Source organism: Streptacidiphilus albus JL83 (assembly GCF_000744705.1).
GTDB lineage: Bacteria > Actinomycetota > Actinomycetes > Streptomycetales > Streptomycetaceae > Streptacidiphilus > Streptacidiphilus albus.
The window spans coordinates 6,428,709-6,447,803 of the sequence record NZ_JQML01000001.1; the positions used below are offsets into that span (position 1 = coordinate 6,428,709).

16 protein-coding genes are annotated in these 19,095 nt (G+C 72.5%); 11 read left to right on the top strand and 5 right to left on the bottom strand.

Annotation, left to right across the window (positions count from 1 at the left end; all coding sequences use genetic code 11):
- The first annotated feature begins 59 nt into the window (after positions 1-59).
- From BS75_RS28170 to BS75_RS28180, 3 genes are read left to right on the top strand one after another with little or no spacing between them, the layout of a single operon-like run.
- Positions 60-1,586: a lysine N(6)-hydroxylase/L-ornithine N(5)-oxygenase family protein gene (locus BS75_RS28170; RefSeq protein WP_267970407.1), complete on the top strand. Its 1,527-nt coding sequence runs from the start codon at positions 60-62 to the stop codon at positions 1,584-1,586.
- Between the two features lie 52 nt (positions 1,587-1,638).
- Positions 1,639-2,571, top strand: a complete 933-nt coding sequence (locus tag BS75_RS28175) for a carbon-nitrogen hydrolase family protein (RefSeq protein ID WP_042436454.1) — start codon at positions 1,639-1,641, stop codon at positions 2,569-2,571.
- Entirely contained in the window at positions 2,568-4,748 is a 2,181-nt protein-coding gene (locus tag BS75_RS28180; RefSeq protein WP_231607912.1) for an ATP-dependent DNA helicase, read from the top strand. The genes BS75_RS28175 and BS75_RS28180 overlap by 4 nt, the downstream gene beginning before the upstream one ends.
- Positions 4,749-4,888: 140 nt before the next feature.
- Here BS75_RS28180 and lexA read toward each other — a convergent pair whose 3' ends face one another.
- A complete protein-coding gene (lexA, locus tag BS75_RS28185) occupies positions 4,889-5,611 on the bottom strand; it encodes a transcriptional repressor LexA (RefSeq protein WP_042436458.1) in 723 nt (240 codons plus the stop codon).
- 723 nt (positions 5,612-6,334) lie between these two features.
- Between lexA and nrdR the strand changes: the two genes are divergently transcribed.
- Complete coding sequence (gene nrdR, locus BS75_RS28190; protein ID WP_034090262.1) at positions 6,335-6,835, top strand: transcriptional regulator NrdR; 501 nt, start codon at positions 6,335-6,337, stop codon at positions 6,833-6,835.
- Between the two features lie 176 nt (positions 6,836-7,011).
- Positions 7,012-9,918 carry a vitamin B12-dependent ribonucleotide reductase gene (locus tag BS75_RS28195; protein WP_034090263.1) on the top strand — a complete coding sequence of 969 codons (2,907 nt, stop codon included), beginning with the start codon at positions 7,012-7,014 and terminating at the stop codon, positions 9,916-9,918.
- 83 nt (positions 9,919-10,001) lie between these two features.
- On the opposite strand, the gene BS75_RS28200 is transcribed toward BS75_RS28195, so the two are convergent.
- Entirely contained in the window at positions 10,002-11,501 is a 1,500-nt protein-coding gene (locus BS75_RS28200; protein WP_081982639.1) for an MFS transporter, read from the bottom strand.
- A 79-nt stretch (positions 11,502-11,580) separates the two neighbouring features.
- On the opposite strand from BS75_RS28200, the gene BS75_RS28205 reads away from it, so the two are divergent.
- Together BS75_RS28205 and BS75_RS28210 are read left to right on the top strand one after the other, a co-directional pair.
- The gene (locus BS75_RS28205; RefSeq protein ID WP_034090264.1) at positions 11,581-11,979 is read left to right on the top strand and encodes a winged helix-turn-helix transcriptional regulator; all 399 of its coding nucleotides are present in this window, start codon (positions 11,581-11,583) and stop codon (positions 11,977-11,979) included.
- A gap of 39 nt (positions 11,980-12,018) precedes the next feature.
- The gene (locus BS75_RS28210) at positions 12,019-12,651 is read left to right on the top strand and encodes a histidine phosphatase family protein (RefSeq protein WP_034090265.1); all 633 of its coding nucleotides are present in this window, start codon (positions 12,019-12,021) and stop codon (positions 12,649-12,651) included.
- Between the two features lie 76 nt (positions 12,652-12,727).
- Here BS75_RS28210 and dapA read toward each other — a convergent pair whose 3' ends face one another.
- Positions 12,728-13,648: a 4-hydroxy-tetrahydrodipicolinate synthase gene (dapA, locus tag BS75_RS28215; protein WP_042436678.1), complete on the bottom strand. Its 921-nt coding sequence runs from the start codon at positions 13,646-13,648 to the stop codon at positions 12,728-12,730.
- A gap of 170 nt (positions 13,649-13,818) precedes the next feature.
- Between dapA and BS75_RS28220 the strand changes: the two genes are divergently transcribed.
- Positions 13,819-14,298 (top strand): pyridoxamine 5'-phosphate oxidase family protein, encoded by a 480-nt coding sequence (locus BS75_RS28220; protein ID WP_034090266.1) that lies wholly within the window; start codon positions 13,819-13,821, stop codon positions 14,296-14,298.
- 79 nt (positions 14,299-14,377) lie between these two features.
- Here the strand turns inward: BS75_RS28220 and BS75_RS28225 are convergent, their stop codons facing one another.
- A complete protein-coding gene (locus BS75_RS28225; protein WP_408022601.1) occupies positions 14,378-15,937 on the bottom strand; it encodes an MFS transporter in 1,560 nt (519 codons plus the stop codon).
- A 108-nt stretch (positions 15,938-16,045) separates the two neighbouring features.
- On the opposite strand from BS75_RS28225, the gene BS75_RS28230 reads away from it, so the two are divergent.
- From BS75_RS28230 to BS75_RS50680, 3 genes are all read left to right on the top strand, one after another.
- The gene (locus tag BS75_RS28230) at positions 16,046-16,687 is read left to right on the top strand and encodes a TetR/AcrR family transcriptional regulator (protein WP_034090267.1); all 642 of its coding nucleotides are present in this window, start codon (positions 16,046-16,048) and stop codon (positions 16,685-16,687) included.
- A gap of 114 nt (positions 16,688-16,801) precedes the next feature.
- On the top strand, positions 16,802-17,488 hold the full coding sequence (locus BS75_RS28235; protein ID WP_034090268.1) for a ribonuclease HII: 687 nt from the start codon (positions 16,802-16,804) through the stop codon (positions 17,486-17,488).
- Positions 17,489-17,942: 454 nt separating this feature from the next.
- The gene (locus BS75_RS50680) at positions 17,943-18,293 is read left to right on the top strand and encodes a hypothetical protein (protein ID WP_231607913.1); all 351 of its coding nucleotides are present in this window, start codon (positions 17,943-17,945) and stop codon (positions 18,291-18,293) included.
- 13 nt (positions 18,294-18,306) lie between these two features.
- Here the strand turns inward: BS75_RS50680 and BS75_RS28245 are convergent, their stop codons facing one another.
- Positions 18,307-18,999, bottom strand: a complete 693-nt coding sequence (locus BS75_RS28245; RefSeq protein ID WP_152645570.1) for a hypothetical protein — start codon at positions 18,997-18,999, stop codon at positions 18,307-18,309.
- Positions 19,000-19,095 lie beyond the last annotated feature (96 nt).

Below are 19,095 nucleotides of genomic sequence, written 5' to 3' on the forward strand. Positions count from 1 at the left end.
AGGGGCTTCGGCCCCGCACCTGCAGCCCGCCCGCCTCCCGCTCGAAAGCCGTCGTCACCGTGGACCTCACCGCCCCCGACCCTGCCCCCGATCCCGGCTCCCGCGCCCAGCCGCTCACCCCGCACCGCCTCGTCCCGCGCCGCGCGCGGCACACCGCCGCCGGACCGACCGCCGCCGGACCGACCGCCGCCGGATCCACCGGCACCGGACCCGCCGTCGTCCCGTACGACCTGGTCGGCGTCGGCATCGGCCCGTTCAACCTCTCCCTCGCCGCGCTCGCCGACGGGGTGCCCGGACTGCGCAGCCTCTTCCTCGAGGCCAGGCCCGAGTTCCGCTGGCACCCCGGGCTGCTGCTGGACGGCGCCCGGATGCAGGTGCCGTTCCTGGCCGACCTGGTCAGCCTGGTCGACCCCACCAGCCGCTGGTCCTTCCTCGCGTACCTGCGCGCCCACGACCGGCTGTTCCCGTTCTACTTCGCCGAGCAGACCCACCTCTCCCGACGCGAGTACGAGCACTACTGCCGCTGGGCCTCGCTCCACCTCCCCAACTGCCGCTTCGGCAGCGCCGTCCGGGCCGTCGGCTGGGACGAGCGGGAACAGCTCTTCCGGGTCGGCCTGCCCGACGGCAGCACCGTGCCCGCCCGCAACCTCGTCCTCGGCGTCGGCACCGAGCCCGTCGTCCCGCCGGCGCTGGCCTCGCTGCACCGGGCGGGCCTGGTCCGGCACGCGGAGGACTATCTGAGCTTCCGTCACTCCATGGACGGCGCAGCCGACATCACCGTCCTCGGGTCCGGACAGTCGGGCGCCGAGGTCTACCTGGACCTGCTCCGCCGTCGCGGCGACCGACCCGCCCCGCACCTGCGCTGGCTCACCCGCAGCCGGGCCATCGCGCCGATGGAGTACTCCAAGCTCGGCCTGGAGCACTTCACCCCGGACTACACCCGCTACTTCCACGCCCTGCCCCCGGACGTCCGCGACCGGCTGCTGCCGGAGCAGTGGCAGCTCTACAAGGCCGCCAGCACCGAGACTCTGGCCGCGATCCACGAATCGCTCTACGACCGGACCACCGGCGGGGCCCCGGCCGACGCCGACATCCTGCCCGACACCGAGGTCACCGCAGCCCGGCCGGGACCCGACGGCGGACTCGTGCTCGACTGCCACCACCGGCAGACGGGCACCGCACACACCCTCCGCACCGACGCGCTGATCATGGCCACCGGTTACGCCGCCCGTCGCCCCGCACTGCTCGACCCGCTGTCCGCACTGGTCGACTGGGACGAACAGGGCCGCTTCCGGGTCGACCTGAACCACCGGGTCGGCCTCCACCCCCGGGTCACGGCCGGGCTGTACGTCCAGAACGCCGAACTCCACACCCACGGCGTCGGCACCCCGGACCTCGGCCTGGGCGCGCACCGTGCCGCCACCATCCTCAACGCCGTCGCCGGGCGCCCGGTGCACCGGCTCCCCGCCCGCACCGCCTGGACCACCTTCGGCGTGCCCGCGCCGGACACTGCCCCGGATCCGGCCCCGTACCCGGTCCCGCACCCGGCCGCCGCCGCGCCGCCGCTGCTGCCGACCCCCGGCTGACCCCCGGCTGACCTCGGCGGTCGCCCGCGGCCGCGGACTATTCTGATCATCCATGGAGCTCCCCGCCGCACCGTTGACCGTGACCGCTGCCCAGGCCCGGGTCACCGCCCTCGACATACCGGCCAACGTCGCCATCGCCGCCACCCTCGTCCGCCGGGCCGCCGACCGGGGCACCGACCTGGTGGTCCTGCCCGAACTCTTCCTCACCGGCTACGAACTCCCCGGTATCACCGCCGATCCGGCGAGCCGGGCGCTGGGTCCGGACGACCCCAGACTCGACCCGCTCGCCGCCGTCTGCGCCGACACCCGCACCGCAGTCGTCGTCGGCGCGCCGGTGCTGGCTCCGCCGGCCCAGGCCCGACCGGGTCAGGCCCGACCGGGTCAGGACGCCGGCCGCGGCGAGCTGTACATCTCGGCACTGGTCCTGGACCGGACCGGCGGCCTCGCCGCCCGCTACGACAAGCAGCACGTGACCCCTGGCGAGCGGGCCGCCGGATTCGCGTCCGGACCCGGCGGGTGCACCGTCACCCTCGACGGCTGGCGGCTGGGGCTCGGCATCTGCTGGGACTCCGGCTTCCCCGAGCACGCCCGCGCGGCCGCCCTCGACGGGTGCCACGGCTACCTCGTCGGCGCGATGTTCGGCGAGGGCCCGGGGGCGCACCAGCGCGCGACCGTCTTCCCGGCGCGCGCCCTCGACAACACCTGTTACGTGGTGCTGGCCAACCACAACAGTCCGTCAGGACCGTACCGGGGGTGCGGCGGCAGCGCCGTCTGGGGGCCCGACGGCCACCTGCTCGCGGACGCGGAAACCGCCGATCCGGGGCTCGCCACCGCCTCGTTCGACCCGGCCGTGCTGGCCTCGGTACGGGCCGGGGAACCGGTGCTGGCCGACCCCTCGCTCACCGCCCCGGTCGGTCCGCGCCGTGAGGCCGCGCTGGACCGCCCACGGTTGTCAGTGGCTCCGTCTACCCTGGGCAGGCCATGACTACAGTGCCTCCCCGGGGGATGAACCCCGCACCCGCAGACCCCGACGCCGCGGACCCGGCGACCCCGGACCCGGCCGCCACCGCCGAGGCCACCGCCGAAGCCGTAACCGAGGTGGCAGCCGAGGCGGCAGCCGCTCCCGGGCCGGACTCCGCGCCGCTTCCGTCGAGCCGACTGCGCGAGCTGCTGCACGCCGCCGTCACCGCCGTCGGCGGCGTGGAACGCCCGGGACAGGTCGCCATGGCCGAGGCCGTGGCCGCCGCCGTCGAGTCCGGCGAGCAGCTGCTGGTCCAGGCCGGCACCGGGACCGGCAAGTCCCTCGCCTACCTGGTTCCCGCGCTCGCCCACGGCGACCGGGTCGTGGTCGCCACCGCGACCCTCGCGCTCCAGCGCCAGCTGGTCGAACGCGATCTGCCGCGCATGGTCAAGGCACTGCAGCCGCAGCTGCGCCGCACCCCGCAGTTCGCCATGCTCAAGGGCCGCTCCAACTACCTCTGCCTGCACCGGGTCCACGAGGGCGCCCCGAGCGACGAGGGCGAGGGCCTGTTCGACCCGGCGGAGGTCCTCGGCGGGCCCAGCAGCAAGCTCGGCCAGGACGTCGTCCGGCTCCGCGACTGGGCCGACGAGACCGAGACCGGGGACCGGGACGACATGTCGCCCGGCGTCTCGGACCGCGCCTGGGCGCAGATGTCGGTCAGCTCCAAGGAGTGCCTGGGCGCGACCCGCTGCCCATACGGCGGGGAGTGCTTCGCCGAGGCCGCCCGCGAGCGCGCCAAGCTCGCCGACGTCGTCGTCACCAACCACGCGCTGCTGGCCATCGACGCCCTCGAAGGCGCGCCGGTGCTGCCCGAGCACGAGCTGCTGATCGTCGACGAGGCCCACGAGCTGGTCTCCCGGGTCACCGGGATCGCCACCGCCGAACTCACCACCGGGGCGGTCAACCGGGCGGTGAAGCGCGCCGCGAAGCTCGCCAACGAGAAGACGGTGGACGCGCTCCAGGGCGCCGCCGAGAACTTCCACGGGCTGATGGAGATCGCCCAGCCCGGCCGGGTCGAGGAGCTGCCGGAGAACATCGGCTATGCGGTCGCGGCGATCCGCGACGCCTGCCGCTCGGTCATCACCTCCATCGGCGAGGTGCGCGACAAGGGCGTCACCGACGAGGACGCGGTTCGCAAGCAGGCGCTGGCCTCGCTGGAGACGATCCACGACACGACCGACCGGATGCTCGAGGGCTCCGTCTACGACGTGCTCTGGATCGAGAACAACGACCGCTTCGGGGCCGGCACCTCCTCGCTGCGGGTGGCGCCGCTGAGCGTCTCCGGACTGCTCCGGGAGAACCTGTACAAGGAACGCTCGGTGGTGCTGACCTCGGCGACGCTGAAGCTCGGCGGGGACTTCAACGGGGTGGCGCTGTCGCTCGGCCTCGGCCCCGAGGGGCGGCTGCCGGACGGGCTGGCCGCAGCCGCCAAGGAGGCGCCGGAGGGCACTCCGCTGTGGCGGGGGATGGACGTCGGCTCGCCCTTCGACTACCCCCGGCAGGGCATCCTCTACGTGGCCCGGCACCTGCCGCCGCCGGGGCGCGAGCCCGACCGGCCGGCCATGCTGGACGAGCTGGCCGAGTTGATCCAGGCGGCCGGCGGACGCACCCTGGGCCTGTTCTCCTCGATGCGGGCCGCGCAGACCGCGGCCGAGGCGCTGCGCGAGCGGGTTCCCGGCGAGATCCTGCTGCAGGGCGAGGACACTCTCGGAGAGCTGATCCGCACCTTCGCCGCCGGCGCCGACAGCTGCCTGTTCGGCACGCTGTCGCTGTGGCAGGGCGTGGACGTCCCCGGCTCGGCCTGTCAGCTGGTGGTGATGGACAGGATCCCGTTCCCGCGGCCCGACGACCCGTTGATGAGCGCCCGGCAGAAGGCGGTCGAGGAGAGCGGCGGCAACGGCTTCATGGCCGTCGCGGCGACCCACGCGGCGCTGCTGATGGCGCAGGGGGCGGGGCGGCTGATCCGGGCGGCGGACGACCGGGGGGTGGTCGCGGTGCTCGACTCCCGGCTGGCCACGGCCCGCTACGGCGGCTTCTTCCGCTCCTCCATGCCGGACTTCTGGTACACCACGGACCGGAACCAGGTGCGGCGCTCGCTGGCGTCCATCGACGCCTCGGCGCCGCCGCTGCGGGCCCGCTGAAAGCAGGCTCGCTCAGGGCGGGGCCTGCTGAAAGCAGCCGGGCCCCGCCGACCGTCATCGGTCGGCGGGGCCCACCCGGCAGGCGTGCGGCGGGGCCTCGGAGGCCGGAACCCCGAGGCCGGAACCCCGAGGCCGGAACCTCAGAGGCGGCGCAGCACCGCGACGACCTTGCCCAGGATGGTCGCGTTGTCGCCGGGGATGGGCTCGTAGGCCGCGTTGTGCGGCATCAGCCAGATATGGCCGTCCTCGCGCTTGAGCCGCTTCACGGTCGCCTCGCCGTCGATCATCGCGGCGACGATGTCGCCGTTCTCGGCGACCGGCTGGCGGCGCACGGTGACCCAGTCGCCGTCGCAGATGGCGGCCTCGATCATCGAGTCGCCGCTGACTTTGAGCACGAACAGCTCGCCGTCGCCGACCAGTTGGCGCGGCAGCGGGAAGACGTCCTCCACCGACTGTTCGGCGAGGATCGGTCCGCCGGCTGCGATCCGCCCGATCAGCGGGACATAGGAGGTGGCCGGCCGACCGGTGGTGCTCTCCGGAACCGGGCGGACGACGTCCATGCCGCGTACCTCGTAGGCGCGCGGACGGTGCGGGTCGCGGCGGAGAAAGCCCTTTCGCTCCAGCGCCATCAGCTGGTGCGCCACGGACGAGGTGCTGGACAGGCCCACGGCCTGGCCGATCTCGCGCATGCTCGGCGGGTAGCCGCGCCGCTGCACGGAATCCCTGATCACCTCGATGACGCGGCGCTGCCGTTCGGTCAGCCCGGCCTCGTCGGTCCGGATGCCGGGCGGGCGGCCGGGCAGTGAGCGGGTCGGTCCTTCGTCCGCGAGGCCGTCGGCCGCGGGGCTTTCAAGAGTGTCCAAGGAGTGTCCCGAGGAGTGCGGTGCGGAGGACCCCGAAAGCTGTCCCGGGACGAGCCCCGAGACGGGATTTCTGAGGTCTTCCTGGCTGCCAAGGTGGGTGCGGTACTGCTGGCCGTTCTGGGAGCGTTCCTGCACCGGGACGGTGCTGTTTTCTGCGCTGGTCACGGCGGCCCCTCTCGATGGACGTTCTCCCTTGAATAGGCCAACGGTAGGTCCTATCGAAAGGTTGCGCCAAACACACGTTCGAGTGAATTATTGCCCGATTGCCTGAAATGATCAAGGTTGCAGGTGTACGGGCGTATCACGCATACGCTTGTTTGTTCGAGTGGCAGGTTCTCATGAATCGCCTCGCGGACGGGGTCGGACCGCCGAATTTCGTCCTCTTCGCGACGGTCCGGGCGCCCTGTCCCACCCCGGCTGCGCCCTCCGGTGTACTCCTCGGAGTGCTCCGACGCCATCCGAGTGACCTCTTCCCGACCCCTTCCGCGCTGACCTGCAATGATCGCGGGGTGTGAGTCGGGGGCTACGGACACGCGCTCCGTGAAGCTTGCCACATGCCCCAGATCTAGTGGTTACATTGGTCCGCGAGCCCACAGGTTGTGTTCCCTGGGGTGGGAACCACCTCGGGCATCGCCTAGACTTGCCTCTGCCCCAGCACCCTCACGGGTGTGCCGGAGCAGCGCCCAGCCACATCCCGAAGCTCGACCAAGGAGGGGAACGGACATGCACTGCCCCTTCTGCCGACACTCGGACAGCCGCGTCGTCGACTCGCGCACCACCGACGACGGAACGGCGATCCGCCGCCGCCGCCAGTGCCCCGACTGCAACCGCCGCTTCACCACGGTGGAGACGGCGGCGCTGATGGTCGTGAAGCGGAGCGGCGTGACCGAGCCGTTCAGCCGGGACAAGGTGATCAGCGGCGTGCGCAAGGCCTGCCAGGGTCGGCCGGTCACCGAGGACGCGCTGGCCCAGCTGGGCCAGCGGGTGGAGGAGGCGGTCCGGGCCACCGGCGCCGCCGAGCTCTCCACCCACGATGTGGGCCTGGCCATACTCGGACCGCTCAAGGAGCTGGACGTCGTGGCCTACCTGCGCTTCGCGTCCGTCTACCGGGCCTACGAATCACTTGAGGACTTCGAGGCCGCCATCGCGGAACTCCGCGTCGAGCGGCCCCCCGCGGTCGAGCCGGGCACCGCGGTGCCCGCTCCCGCCCCCGCGTCCCAGTAGCGTCCGGCTGCGCCGGCAGCCGGACTCGACCGGGACCCCATGGACCAGAACGACTTTCAGTAGGTACGGCGGAGCGCCCCTCGGGGCTGACGCCTGCAGAGAATTAGTAGTGCGGACACGATGCGTCCCCGGGAAGCAGCGGGGCGCTCAGGGCGTTTGCCCAGGAGGAGGCGGCAATGACGGACACCACCAGCGGGACACGTGCAGGCAAGGGCGGTGCGGCCAAGGGCGGCAGGAGCGGCGCCAAGGCCGGCGCGACCGGCCAGGGTTCGGGCCTCCGCGTCGAACGCATCTTCACCACGCCCGGCGTCCACCCGTACGACGCGGTGAACTGGGAGCGCCGCGACGTCATCATGACCAACTGGCGTGACGGCTCGGTCAACTTCGACCAGCGCGGCGTCGAGTTCCCCGAATTCTGGTCGGTCAACGCCACCAACATCGTCACCAGCAAGTACTTCCGCGGCGCGCTGGGCACCCCGCAGCGCGAGTGGAGCCTCAAGCAGATCATCGACCGGGTGGTGCTGACCTACCGCGCCGCCGGCGAGAAGAACGGTTACTTCGCCTCCCCGGCCGACGCCGAGATCTTCGAGCACGAGCTGACCCACGCCCTCCTCCACCAGGTGTTCAGCTTCAACTCGCCGGTCTGGTTCAACGTCGGCACCCAGCAGCCGCAGCAGGTCAGCGCCTGCTTCATCCTGGCCGTGGACGACTCCATGGACTCGATCCTGGACTGGTACAAGGAAGAGGGGATGATCTTCAAGGGCGGCTCCGGCGCCGGCCTGAACCTCTCCCGGATCCGCTCCTCCAAGGAACTGCTGACCTCCGGCGGCAACGCCTCGGGCCCGGTCTCCTTCATGCGCGGCGCCGACGCCTCGGCCGGCACCATCAAGTCCGGCGGCGCGACCCGCCGCGCGGCCAAGATGGTGGTCCTGGACGTGGACCACCCCGACATCGAGGCCTTCATCGAGACCAAGGTCAAGGAGGAGGAGAAGATCCGCGCCCTCCGCGACGCGGGCTTCGACATGGACCTCGGCGGGGACGACATCACCTCCGTCCAGTACCAGAACGCCAACAACTCGGTCCGGGTGAACGACGAGTTCATGCAGGCCGTCGAGAACGGCACCGAGTTCGGCCTCCGCGCCCGGCTCACCGGCGAGGTCATGGAGACCGTCGACGCCAAGAGCCTGTTCCACAAGATGGCCGAGGCCGCCTGGGCCTGCGCCGACCCGGGCATCCAGTACGACACCACGATCAACCAGTGGCACACCTGCCCGGAGTCCGGCCGGATCAACGCGTCCAACCCCTGCTCCGAGTACATGCACCTGGACAACTCCAGCTGCAACCTCGCCTCGCTCAACCTGATGAAGTTCCTCCGCGAGGACGACACCTTCGACGTCGCGGCCTTCGCCCAGGTCGTCGAGCTGGTCATCACCGCGATGGACATCTCCATCTGCTTCGCCGACTTCCCGACCCAGAAGATCGGCGAGACCACCCGCGCCTACCGCCAGCTCGGCATCGGCTACGCCAACCTCGGCGCGCTGCTGATGGCCACCGGCCACGCCTACGACTCCGACGGCGGCCGCGCCCTGGCCGGTGCGATCACCTCGCTGATGACCGGCACCGCCTACCGCCGCGGCGCCGAGCTCGCCGACATCGTCGGCGCCTACGACGGCTACGCCCGCAACGCCGAGCCGCACCAGCGCGTCATGCGCCAGCACGCCGACGCCAACGCCGTCGCCCCGCGCGGCGACGACCTGGACAACCCGATCTGGGCGGCGGCCACCGAGACCTGGCAGGACGTGCTGCGGCTCGGCGCGCAGAACGGTTTCCGCAATGCCCAGGCCAGCGTGCTGGCCCCGACCGGCACCATCGGTCTGATGATGGACTGCGACACCACCGGTGTGGAGCCCGACCTCGCCCTGGTGAAGTTCAAGAAGCTGGTCGGCGGCGGCTCGATGCAGATCGTCAACGGCACGGTGCCGCGTGCGCTGAAGCGCCTCGGCTACCAGCCGGAGCAGGTCGAGGCCGTGATCGCCCACATCGCCGAGCACGGCAACGTGGTGGACGCCCCCGGGCTGAAGGCGGAGCACTACTCGATCTTCGACTGCGCCATGGGCGAGCGGGTCATCTCCGCGATGGGCCACGTCCGGATGATGGCCGCGATCCAGCCCTGGATCTCCGGCGCCATCTCCAAGACGGTGAACATGCCGGAGACGGCCACCGTCGACGAGGTCGAGGAGATCTACTTCGAGGCGTGGAAGCTCGGCGTCAAGGCGCTGGCCATCTACCGGGACAACTGCAAGGTCGGCCAGCCGCTCTCGGCGAAGAGCAAGAACGACGGCAAGGCCGAGGCGAAGCCCGCCGCCCCCGCCGCGGTCGAGAAGGTCGTGGAGTTCCGCCCGGTCCGCAAGCGCCTGCCCAAGGGCCGCCCGGGGATCACCACCTCCTTCACCGTGGGTGGCGCCGAGGGCTACATGACCGCCAACTCCTACCCGGACGACGGCCTCGGCGAGGTCTTCCTGAAGATGTCGAAGCAGGGCTCGACCCTGGCCGGGATGATGGACGCCTTCTCCATCGCCGTCTCGGTCGGCATGCAGTACGGCGTGCCGCTGGAGACCTATGTCTCGAAGTTCACCAACATGCGCTTCGAGCCGGCCGGTCTGACCGACGACCCGGACGTGCGGATGGCGCAGTCGATCGTCGACTACATCTTCCGCCGGCTGGCGCTCGACTTCCTGCCCTTCGAGACCCGCTCCGCGCTGGGCATCCACTCGGTCGAGGAGCGCCAGCGCCACCTGGAGACCGGCTCCTACGAGCCGACGGACGAGGACGACATGGACGTCGAGGGACTGGCCCAGTCGGCCCCCCGCGCCGTGGCCGCCCCCGCTCCGAAGCCCGCGCCGGCCCCGATCGTCATCCAGACGGCGCCGGTGCCGACCGCGCACAACTCCACCGAGCTGATGGAGATCCAGCAGGGCATCAACTCCGACGCCCCGCTCTGCTTCTCCTGCGGCACCAAGATGCGCCGCGCCGGCAGCTGCTACCTCTGCGAGGGCTGCGGCTCCACCAGCGGCTGCAGCTGACCGACCGCTGAGTGAGTGAACGACTGAGGGGGCCGACGGTGTCGGCCCCCTCAGTCGTTCCCCGGTCCGGCCGTTCCTCGGCGTCACACGGTCGGGGCCAGGTCCCGGGTGGTGCTGTCGGCCGGGACCTGGGCGGTGGCGGGGCGGGGGTTGCGGAGCAGGGCGGCGGCGAGCCCGAGAGCGGTCAGCAGCAGGGCGGTGGCCAGGGTGAAGGCGAGGCTGTAGCCGCCGGCGAGGGCGGCGGTCGCGGTGTCGCCGACGGCCCGGAGGCGGGTGCTGCGGGCGGTGGCCAGGGTGCCGGTGACGGCGACGCCCAGGGCCGCGCCGACCTGCTGGGTGGTGTTGAGCAGTCCGGAGACCAGGCCGGCGTCGCTGGGGCCGGCGTCGGCCATGCCGAGGGTGGTGACGGCGGTGATCGCCAGGCCGAAGCCGCCGGCCAGCAGCACGGTCGGCAGCACGTCGGACAGGTAGTGGCCGTGGGCGGGGAGGCGGGTGAGCAGGCCCAGGCCGAGGGCGAGCATCAGCAGTCCGGCGAGCAGGACGGCGCGCTCGCCGTACCGGGCGATGAACCGGGCGGCGAGGCCGAGCGAGAAGGCGGCGATGGACAGGGCGGCGGGGACCATGGCCAGCCCGGTGGCGGCCGGGCCGAGGTCCAGGACATGCTGGAGGTACTGGGCGATCAGCACCTGGAAGCCGAACAGCGCGGCGACGGTCAGCGCCTGGACCAGGTTGGCGCCGCTGACGTTGCGGGAGCGGAGCAGCCGGGGCGGGAGCAGCGGGTCGGCGGCGGTGGCCTGGCGGACGGCGAAGCCGAGCAGCAGCAGAGCGGCGAGCCAGGCGTCGTGGCCGTGGTCGACGATGGCGTAGACGCCGAGCATCAGGCCGGAGGTGACCAGCAGCGCCCCCGGGAGGTCGGCGCCGTGGCGCAGGCCGAGGCCGCGGTCGGCGCGGAGCAGTCGGAGCGCGGGGGCGACGGTGGCCAGGCCGATCGGCAGGTTGATGAAGAAGATCCAGTGCCAGCTCAGCTCCTGGGTGAGGATCCCGCCGAGCGCGAGTCCGACGGAGGCGCCGGCCGAGCCGGTGAAGCCGTAGACGGCGAAGGCACGGCGCAGTTCGCGGGGGTCGGGGAAGAGCCGGGTGATCATGCCGAGGCTGACGGCTGCGGTGAGCGCGCCGCCGACGCCCTGCAGCAGCCGGGCGCCGATCAGGGCGGCGGAGGTGGTGGCGATGCCGCAGAGCAGCGAGGCGGCGGTGAACAGGACCAGGCCGGCGATCAGCACCCGCCGGCGGCCGACCAGGTCGCCGAGGCGTCCGGCGAGCAGCAGCAGCCCGCCGAAGGGGATCAGGTAGGCGTTCATCACCCAGGCGAGGCCCGGGGCGGTGAGGTGGAGGTCGTTCTGGATGGTCGGCAGGGCGACGGTGACGATGGTGCCGTCGAGGACGATCATCAGGGTGCCGGTGCAGAGGACGGCCAGGGCGGCCCAGCGGGTGCGGTGTTCGTCGGGTACGGCGGACCGGGGGGTGTCGTGCCGGGGGGTGTCGGACCGGGGGGTGTCGGACCGGATCGGCTCGGGCTGGGTCATCTCGGCTCTCCCATGGGGAACTTATTGTTACTGAGGCCATCATGTGTGACCATGTGACCGGCCGTAAGGAGGCACTTTCATGTCCCAGGGACACACCGGTGTGACCGTGGAGGCGACGGCGGCGGACCTGGTCGCCGAGAGCTGCCCGATGATCGAGGTGCTGGGCCGGGTCTCCGGGAAGTGGAGCATCCCGATCCTGATGGCCGCGACCAGGGGGCCGATCCGCTTCACCGAACTGGAGCGGGCCATCCCGGACATCAGCCGGCGGATGCTGACGCTGACGCTCCGGAACCTGGAGCGGGACGGGCTGCTGACCCGTACCGTCTATCCGACGGTGCCGCCCAGGGTCGAGTACACGGCCACCGCCATGGCGGCCGAACTGCGCGGCACCCTGACCGAGCTGACGGTCTGGGCGGAACGGCACCGGTCGGGCGTCGACCGCGCCCGGGCCGCCTACGACGCGCAGCAGGCCCGCTGATGTCCGGCGCGTTCCGGTCACCCGGCTACCGTGACCCGCATGGCACGTCCACTGCGCATCGTCCTGGTCAGGCATGGCGAGTCCGAAGGGAACGTCGATGAATCGATCTACGAGCGGGTGCCGGACCACGCGCTGAAGCTCACCGGGCGGGGGCGGAAGCAGGCGCTGGCGGCGGGTGCGGAGCTGCGGGAGCTGCTCGGCGACGGGGCGGTCCAGGCGTATGTCTCGCCGTACCTGCGGACCCGGCAGACCTTCGACCTGATGGGCCTGGACCGGAACCGGCTGCGGGTGATGGAGGAGCCCCGGCTGCGCGAGCAGGACTGGGGCAACCTCCAGGACGTCGAGGACATCCACCGCCAGCGCGCGGCCCGTGCCGCCTACGGCCACTTCTTCTACCGCTTCACCCAGGGCGAGTCGGGCGCCGACGTCTACGACCGGGTCGGGGCCTTCTTCGAGACGCTGCACCGCAACTTCGAGCGGCCCGACTATCCGCCGAACGTGCTGCTGGTGACGCACGGGCTGATGATGCGGCTCTTCTGCATGCGCTGGTTCCACTGGTCGGTGGACGAGTTCGAGGCGCTGTCCAACCCGGACAACGGCGAGCACCGGACCCTGCTGCTGGGGGCGAACGGCAAGTACCGGCTGGACCGGCCCTTCGACCGCTGGATCTGAGGCATCGGTCTGAGGCATCGGTCCGAGGCATCGGTCTGAGGCATCGGTCCGAGGCATCGGTGGGTCCGGGCGGGACTCAGCCGACCGGGGACGGCAGGGCGGCGGCGAGTTCGCCGACGAGTTCCGGGTCGGCGTCCACCAGTGGGAGCCGGACCGGTCCGGCGGGCAGGCCGAGGAGGCGGAGCAGCGCCTTGGCGGTGACCGTGCCCGGGGCGGCGCCCATCATCGCGTCGATCAGCGGAAGCAGCAGCCGGTGCTGCCGCAGCGCCTCGGCGTTGTCGCCGGCGGTGTGGGCGTCCAGCACGGCGCGGGTCTGCTCCGGGGCCACGTTGGCGACGGTGCTGACGGCGCCGACGGCCCCGACGGAGTAGAGCGGGAGGTTGAGCTCGTCGGCGCCGGAGTAGTAGTCCAGGCCGCTGTCGGCGATCACCCGCGCGCTGCCGAGCAGGTCGTAGGCGGAGTCCTTCACGGCGGCGACCCGGGGGTGCTCGGCCAGCCGCAGCAGGGTCTCCCGGTGCAGCCGGACGCCGGTGCGCGCGGGGATGTCGTAGAGCATGACCGGGAGCCCCACCGCCTCGGCGACGGCGGCGACATGCCGGGCGATCCCCTCCTGCGAGGGACGGCTGTAGTAGGGGGTGACCACCAGCAGGCCGTGGGCGCCGGCGCGCTCGGCGGCCCGGGCCAGTTCGACGGTGTGCCGGGTGTCGTTGCTGCCGACGCCGGCGGTGACCCTGGCCCGGTCGCCGACGGCTTCGAGGACGGCGCGCAGCAGCCGGTCCTGTTCGGCGTCGGTGGTGGTCGGGGACTCGCCGGTGGTGCCGTTGAGGACGATGCCGTCGCAGCCGCGGTCGACCAGGTGGGTGGCGAGCGTCTGCGCGCCGAGGGGGTCGAGGCTGCCGTCGGGGTGGAACGGGGTGACCATCGCCGGGGCGATCCGGCCGAAGGGCGGGCGGTGTCGCTCCGGGGTCGTGCCTGCCGTCCCACTGGTACCTGTCATCGCGGTGGTCCTCTCGTGCGGGTGTGCCCCGGGGCCGATCTCCCCGGTCTCATCGTCGGCGAGCCGATGATGGAGCACCAGCGAATTGTCCTTCGGTCAACCGTGTAGCAGAGCTGAAGGGTTCGGCGGCCGTCCGGCGATTGTCGGACCCGCACGCGACGATGGGCGGCATGAGTACCTGGGATGAGACCGAGGCTGCCGCGCCGGAGCTCGCCGCGCTGGTGCGGGGGCGGTTCGAGGCGCACGGAATGGGCCTGCTGGCCACGCTGCGGCGGGACGGCTCGCCGCGGATCAGCGGGATCGAGCCGCTCTTCGCGCTGGGCGAGCTGTGGCTGGGGATGATGCCGGCCTCGCGCAAGGGCGAGGACCTGCGGCGCGACCCCCGGATGGCGCTGCACAGCGCCACCACCGACAAGGACGTGCAGGAGGGCGATGCCAAGATCGCGGGTCGGGCGGTGGAGGTGACCGCCGAGGGCCTGCGGCAGGAGTACCTGGAGGCGCTGAGTGCGGCGACCGGCTTCGAGCCGGAGGACTGCCAGGTGTTCCGGGTCGAGGTCACCGGGCTGTCGTTCGTCCGGCCCGGCGGCGACCATCTGGACGTCCACGCCTGGCGCGAGGGCGGTGGGCCGAGGCTGGTGCAGCGCAGCTGACCCCGGCACCGGTGCGGGGTGCCGGGGTCGGCGGCCGGGGCCGGGCGGTGGCAGGGCTGGGTGGTGGCGCGGCCGCGGGTCAGGCGACCATGGGCTGGACATCCTGCAGTGCGGGTTCGCGGCCGGGCTCGGGCCGCCCGGCCTTCACCGCGAACAGCGCCAGCGCGGCCGCGAGCAGTGCGAAGACCAGTCCCATCTGGAACGCGGTCGCGATGCCGTGGGCGAGCACCTGGCCGGCGTAGGGGGCGGGCAGTTGGTGGCTGTGGGCGAAGGCCGCGGCCTGCTTCGGGGTGGCGTGCGCCAGGAACCGCGCCGCCTGCTGCTTGCCGGCGTTGCGGTTGGCCGTGCCGAAGACGGTCACCAGGATGGACAGCCCCAGTGCGCCGCCGACCTGCTGGGTGGTGTTGAGCAGCCCGGAGGCCGAGCCGGTCTCGTGCGCGGCGACGCCGGAGACGGCGGTCAGCATGATCGGGACGAAGACGCTGCCCATGCCGAAGCCGAACATCAGCGTCGGGCCGAGGACCCCGTCCACATAGCCGCTGTGCACGGTGATCTGGGTCAGCCAGGCGACGGCGCCGCTGACCAGCAGCGTGCCGCCGACCATGAACGGCTTCGGGCCGATCCGGGTCTGCATCCGGGCCGAGATCTGCGCCGCGGTGATGATCGCCGCGCTGATCGGCAGGAAGGCGATGCCGGCCCGCAGCGGGCTGAAGCCCAGGATGTCCTGCACGAACAGGGTGATGAAGAAGAAGATGCTGAACATCGCCGCCGCCAGGCAGAGCATGATGCCGTAGCTGCCCGAGCGGTTGCGGTTGCGGAACATGTGCAGCGGGGTGATCGGCTGCGCGGTACGGGACTCGATCAGCAGGAACAGTCCGAGCAGCACCACTGAGAGCGCGAAGGAGCCGAGGGTCAGCCGGTCCGTCCAGCTCGACTCGGAGGCGCGGATGAAGCCGTACACCAGGGAGACCATGCCGAGCGTGCCGGTGAGGGCGCCGGGCAGGTCGAAGCGGCCGGGTCGGCGGGGGGAGTCGTTGATGTAGAGCGGCGCGAGCACGGCGATGGCGATGCCGATCGGCACGTTGACGAACAGCACCCAGCGCCAGGACAGCCAGGAGGTGAGCATGCCGCCGGCCAGCAGGCCGATCGCGCCGCCGGCCCCGGCCACGGCGGAGAAGACGCCGAAGGCGCGGTTGCGCTCCGGTCCCTCGGCGAAGTTGGTGGTGATCAGCGCGAGCGCGGTCGGCGAGGCGACGGCGCCGCCGACGCCCTGCAGCGCCCGGGCGCCGAGCAGCATCCACGGCGCGGTGGCCAGGCCGCCGAGCAGCGAGGCCAGGCAGAACAGCAGCACGCCGAAGATCAGCGTGGGACGGCGGCCGAGGATGTCGCCTATTCGTCCGCCGAGCAGCAGCAGCCCGCCGAAGGTGAGCGAGTAGGCGTCGATCACCCAGGACAGGTTGGTGGTGGAGAACTTCAGCGCGCCGGCGATGTGCGGCAGCGCGATGTTCACGATGGTGACGTCGAGCACGACCATCAGCTGGGTCGCGGCGATCACGGTGAGCGCGATGCCGGGGTGCTGGCCGCGCCTCGCCTGGGCGGGAGCGGACTGGTCAACGGTGACTGGTGCAGCCACGACGATCCCCCTGGACTATGAGTGAACGGGCCCGTTCACTAGAGTTGACGGTAGCGGCGCGGTCATTGTGAACGCAACCGTTCACTAAGGCCCGTTTTGGAGAGGTACCCGCCCATGACCACGACCAGCGAGAACACCCGGTCGGCAGCGTCTTCCCCGGGGGCGGCGGAGGCGGGTCCGTCCCCGGTCCGGCGGCGCGGCAAGGTCCTCGAACATGCGATCTTCGAGGCGGTTCTCGACGAACTGGTCAGCTCCGGCTACGCGATGCTCAGCATGGAGGCCGTGGCGACCCGGGCGCAGACCGGGAAGGCCTCGCTCTACCGCCGCTGGGGCTCCAGGGAGGCCCTGGTCCTGGACGCCCTCCAGGCCCTGCTGCCGGAGGCAGGACCCGCGCCCGACACTGGCGAACTGCGGGCGGACCTGCTGGAACTGGTCCGGCGGATGCGGGCGACCATGCTCTCCGTCCCCGGCCGGGCGGGTCGGGTCATCATGTCGGAGCTGGACCACGAACGGGGTGCGCCCTTCGCCGGGTTGATGCACGAACGGGTGATCCGTCCGGGCAAGGACCTGCTGCGGGAGCTGCTGGTCCGGGGCGTCGTGCGGGGTGACGTCCGTCCGGGCGCGGTCGGCGCCCCGCTGCTGCTGGACGTGGTGCCGGCGGTGCTGCTGTACCGCGCCAAGATGGTCGGACCGCCGACCGACGCGGAGATGGTCGTCCTGGTCGACGAGGTGCTGCTGCCCATGGTGCGGGCCTGAGGCGCGTCCGCACTCGACTGCCCCGGCGAACGTCAGTGCCCATCCGTGCCAGGGGCTGTGCGCACCGGGGACTCCCGGCCCGGGGGCCGGGTCGGCGCGCGTAACCTGGACGCCATGCCGATCACACCTCCGACCCACACCGTCGAACGCTCGCTCCGCCGGGCCGGGGCCGAGGTGGTGGCCGGGGTGGACGAGGTCGGCCGGGGCGCCTGGGCCGGTCCGGTCACCGTCTGCGCGGCCGTCACCGGCCTGCGCCGCGCCCCGGAGGGGCTGACCGACTCCAAGCTGCTCACCCCCCGCCGCCGGGCCGAACTGGCGCCGGTGCTGGCCGAGTGGGCCATCGCGCACGCCCTCGGCCACGCCTCCGCGCAGGAGTGCGACGAACTGGGGATGACGGCCGCGCTCCGGCTCGCCGCCGTGCGCGCCCTGGATGCGCTCCCGGTGCGTCCGGACGCCGTCATCCTCGACGGGAAGCACGACTACCTGGGCGCGCCCTGGCGGGTGCGGACGGTGATCAAGGGCGACCAGTCCTGCATCTGCGTCGCCGCGGCCTCGGTGATCGCCAAGGTCCTGCGGGACGACCTGATGGCGGAGATCGGCGCCGGCCATCCCGAGTTCGCCTTCGACGCCAACGCCGGCTACCCCTCCCCGGTGCACCGCGAGGCCCTGGCGGAACACGGCCCCACCCCGTACCACCGGCTCTCCTGGTCGTACCTGGACGCGCTTCCGAAGTGGCGGCACCTGAAGACCGTGCGCCGCTCCGAGGAGCAGGACGCCGGGCAGCTGTCGCTGGGCTTCTGACGGTGCGTCGGCCCGGCTCGCCGGGGTTGTCCGGCGTTCGGAAAGACGCCGTTGGGCCGGCGTACACCCGCCGTCAACGGGCCGCGTTTCTGCAGGGTGAGACAACGGAGCAGCCCCCTACCGGCTGTTCGACCCGGGCGAGTAAGCTCTGGGGCGCTGTGCGACGCCATCCGGTGTGCCGCCAGATTCTGCCGAGGAGCTGGAGATCCACAAGACCGCCCCGGGCCCGCGCGTACCGTCCAACGACGAGACGGAAACGACTGCCCGCACCACGCCTTCCCTGACACCCGCCGCACCCACCCTCAGTTCTTCCCCCGCTTCCGCTTCCCCCGGCCCGCGTCCGATTCCGCGCCCGGGACCGCCCGCCCGCCGACCCGACTCCGGACCGGCGCGCATCATCCCCAAGCCGGGCCCCGCGCCGCGCCGTCCGGCTGCCCCCGCCGCTCCTGCCCTCGTGGTCGAACGGGTCGAGGCCGCCCCCGAGGTCGCCCTCGAACGTGCGGACGACGCGCTCGACCGACTGCTCGACGCCGGTCGCGCGCCCGGCCAGGTACTGGTTCTGACGACCGGTGAGCCCCACCCGTGGCAGCAGCACGAGGAGTCCTTCGGCGCCGAGCGCTACTGGGCGCAGCTCGACGAGGCCCAGGACGTCTTCTACGCCGACGTCAGCGCGTGCCGTCCGGTCACCCGCGAGGTCGTGATCCTGGTCGTGAACGGCGGATCGCCGACCGTGGTCGAGGGCGCGCTCGCGCTCGCCCAGGTCCGGGCCACCGCCCTGCTGGTGGTCTGCGGCGCGGCCGGGTAGGCCACGCCGGTCGTCACCGCGCGCGCAGGCTCCCGGTCCGGGCCGACCGGGAGCCGGTCAGCACCGCGCGCACCGGTTCGGCCAGGGCCCGCACCGGCCGGGTCCCGACCGGCAGGGTGCTGACGGTCCGTACGGTCTCCTGGGCCCAGGAGCCGGCGTTCGGGCAGCGGCCCCGGCGTCCGTCGCCGAGGACCTGCCAGCCGGCGTCGGTCAGCGTGACGTAGGCGCCGCAGCGCAGCCCGTGCAGTACCGAGGCGTCCTGCAGCGCCCACATCCAGGCGCCGTCCTCGTCGGTCCAGTCCGGCGTGCCGCGGCGGCAGAGCATCAGTACGGCGGTGCGGGCCGGGCTGGCGCGCCGCAGGTCGTGCGGGACGATCCGGCGCAGCTGGTCGAGCAGGGCGTTGCGGTACAGCCAGCCGTCGCCGGAGCCGGAGCGGGTGCGCGGGGAGAGCGGGGTGCCGCCGGTCTCGCCGCTGCCGAAGGAGGCTCCGGCGACGATCCGGCCCTCGGGGTCCAGCACCCCGAGCACGACGGTGCCCGGGCTCGGCCGGTGCACCCGGTGCAGGTCGCCGACCAGCGCCCGGGGGTCGCGCAGCAGCAGCGGCGCGGCCTCGCGCCAGTCGGCCGGGGCGAGGGATCTGTGCAGGGCGGTCGGGCCCACCGCGGCAGCGCCCACGGCAGCGGGGCCCACGGCAACGGAGTTCAAGCCCAAGACCACTCCTTCCCCATACCCGCGCAGGGCACCTCGGTGCTGCGGACAGGGACCGGGCCCGCCGTGGCACTGGCCAATTCTCACGTCCTC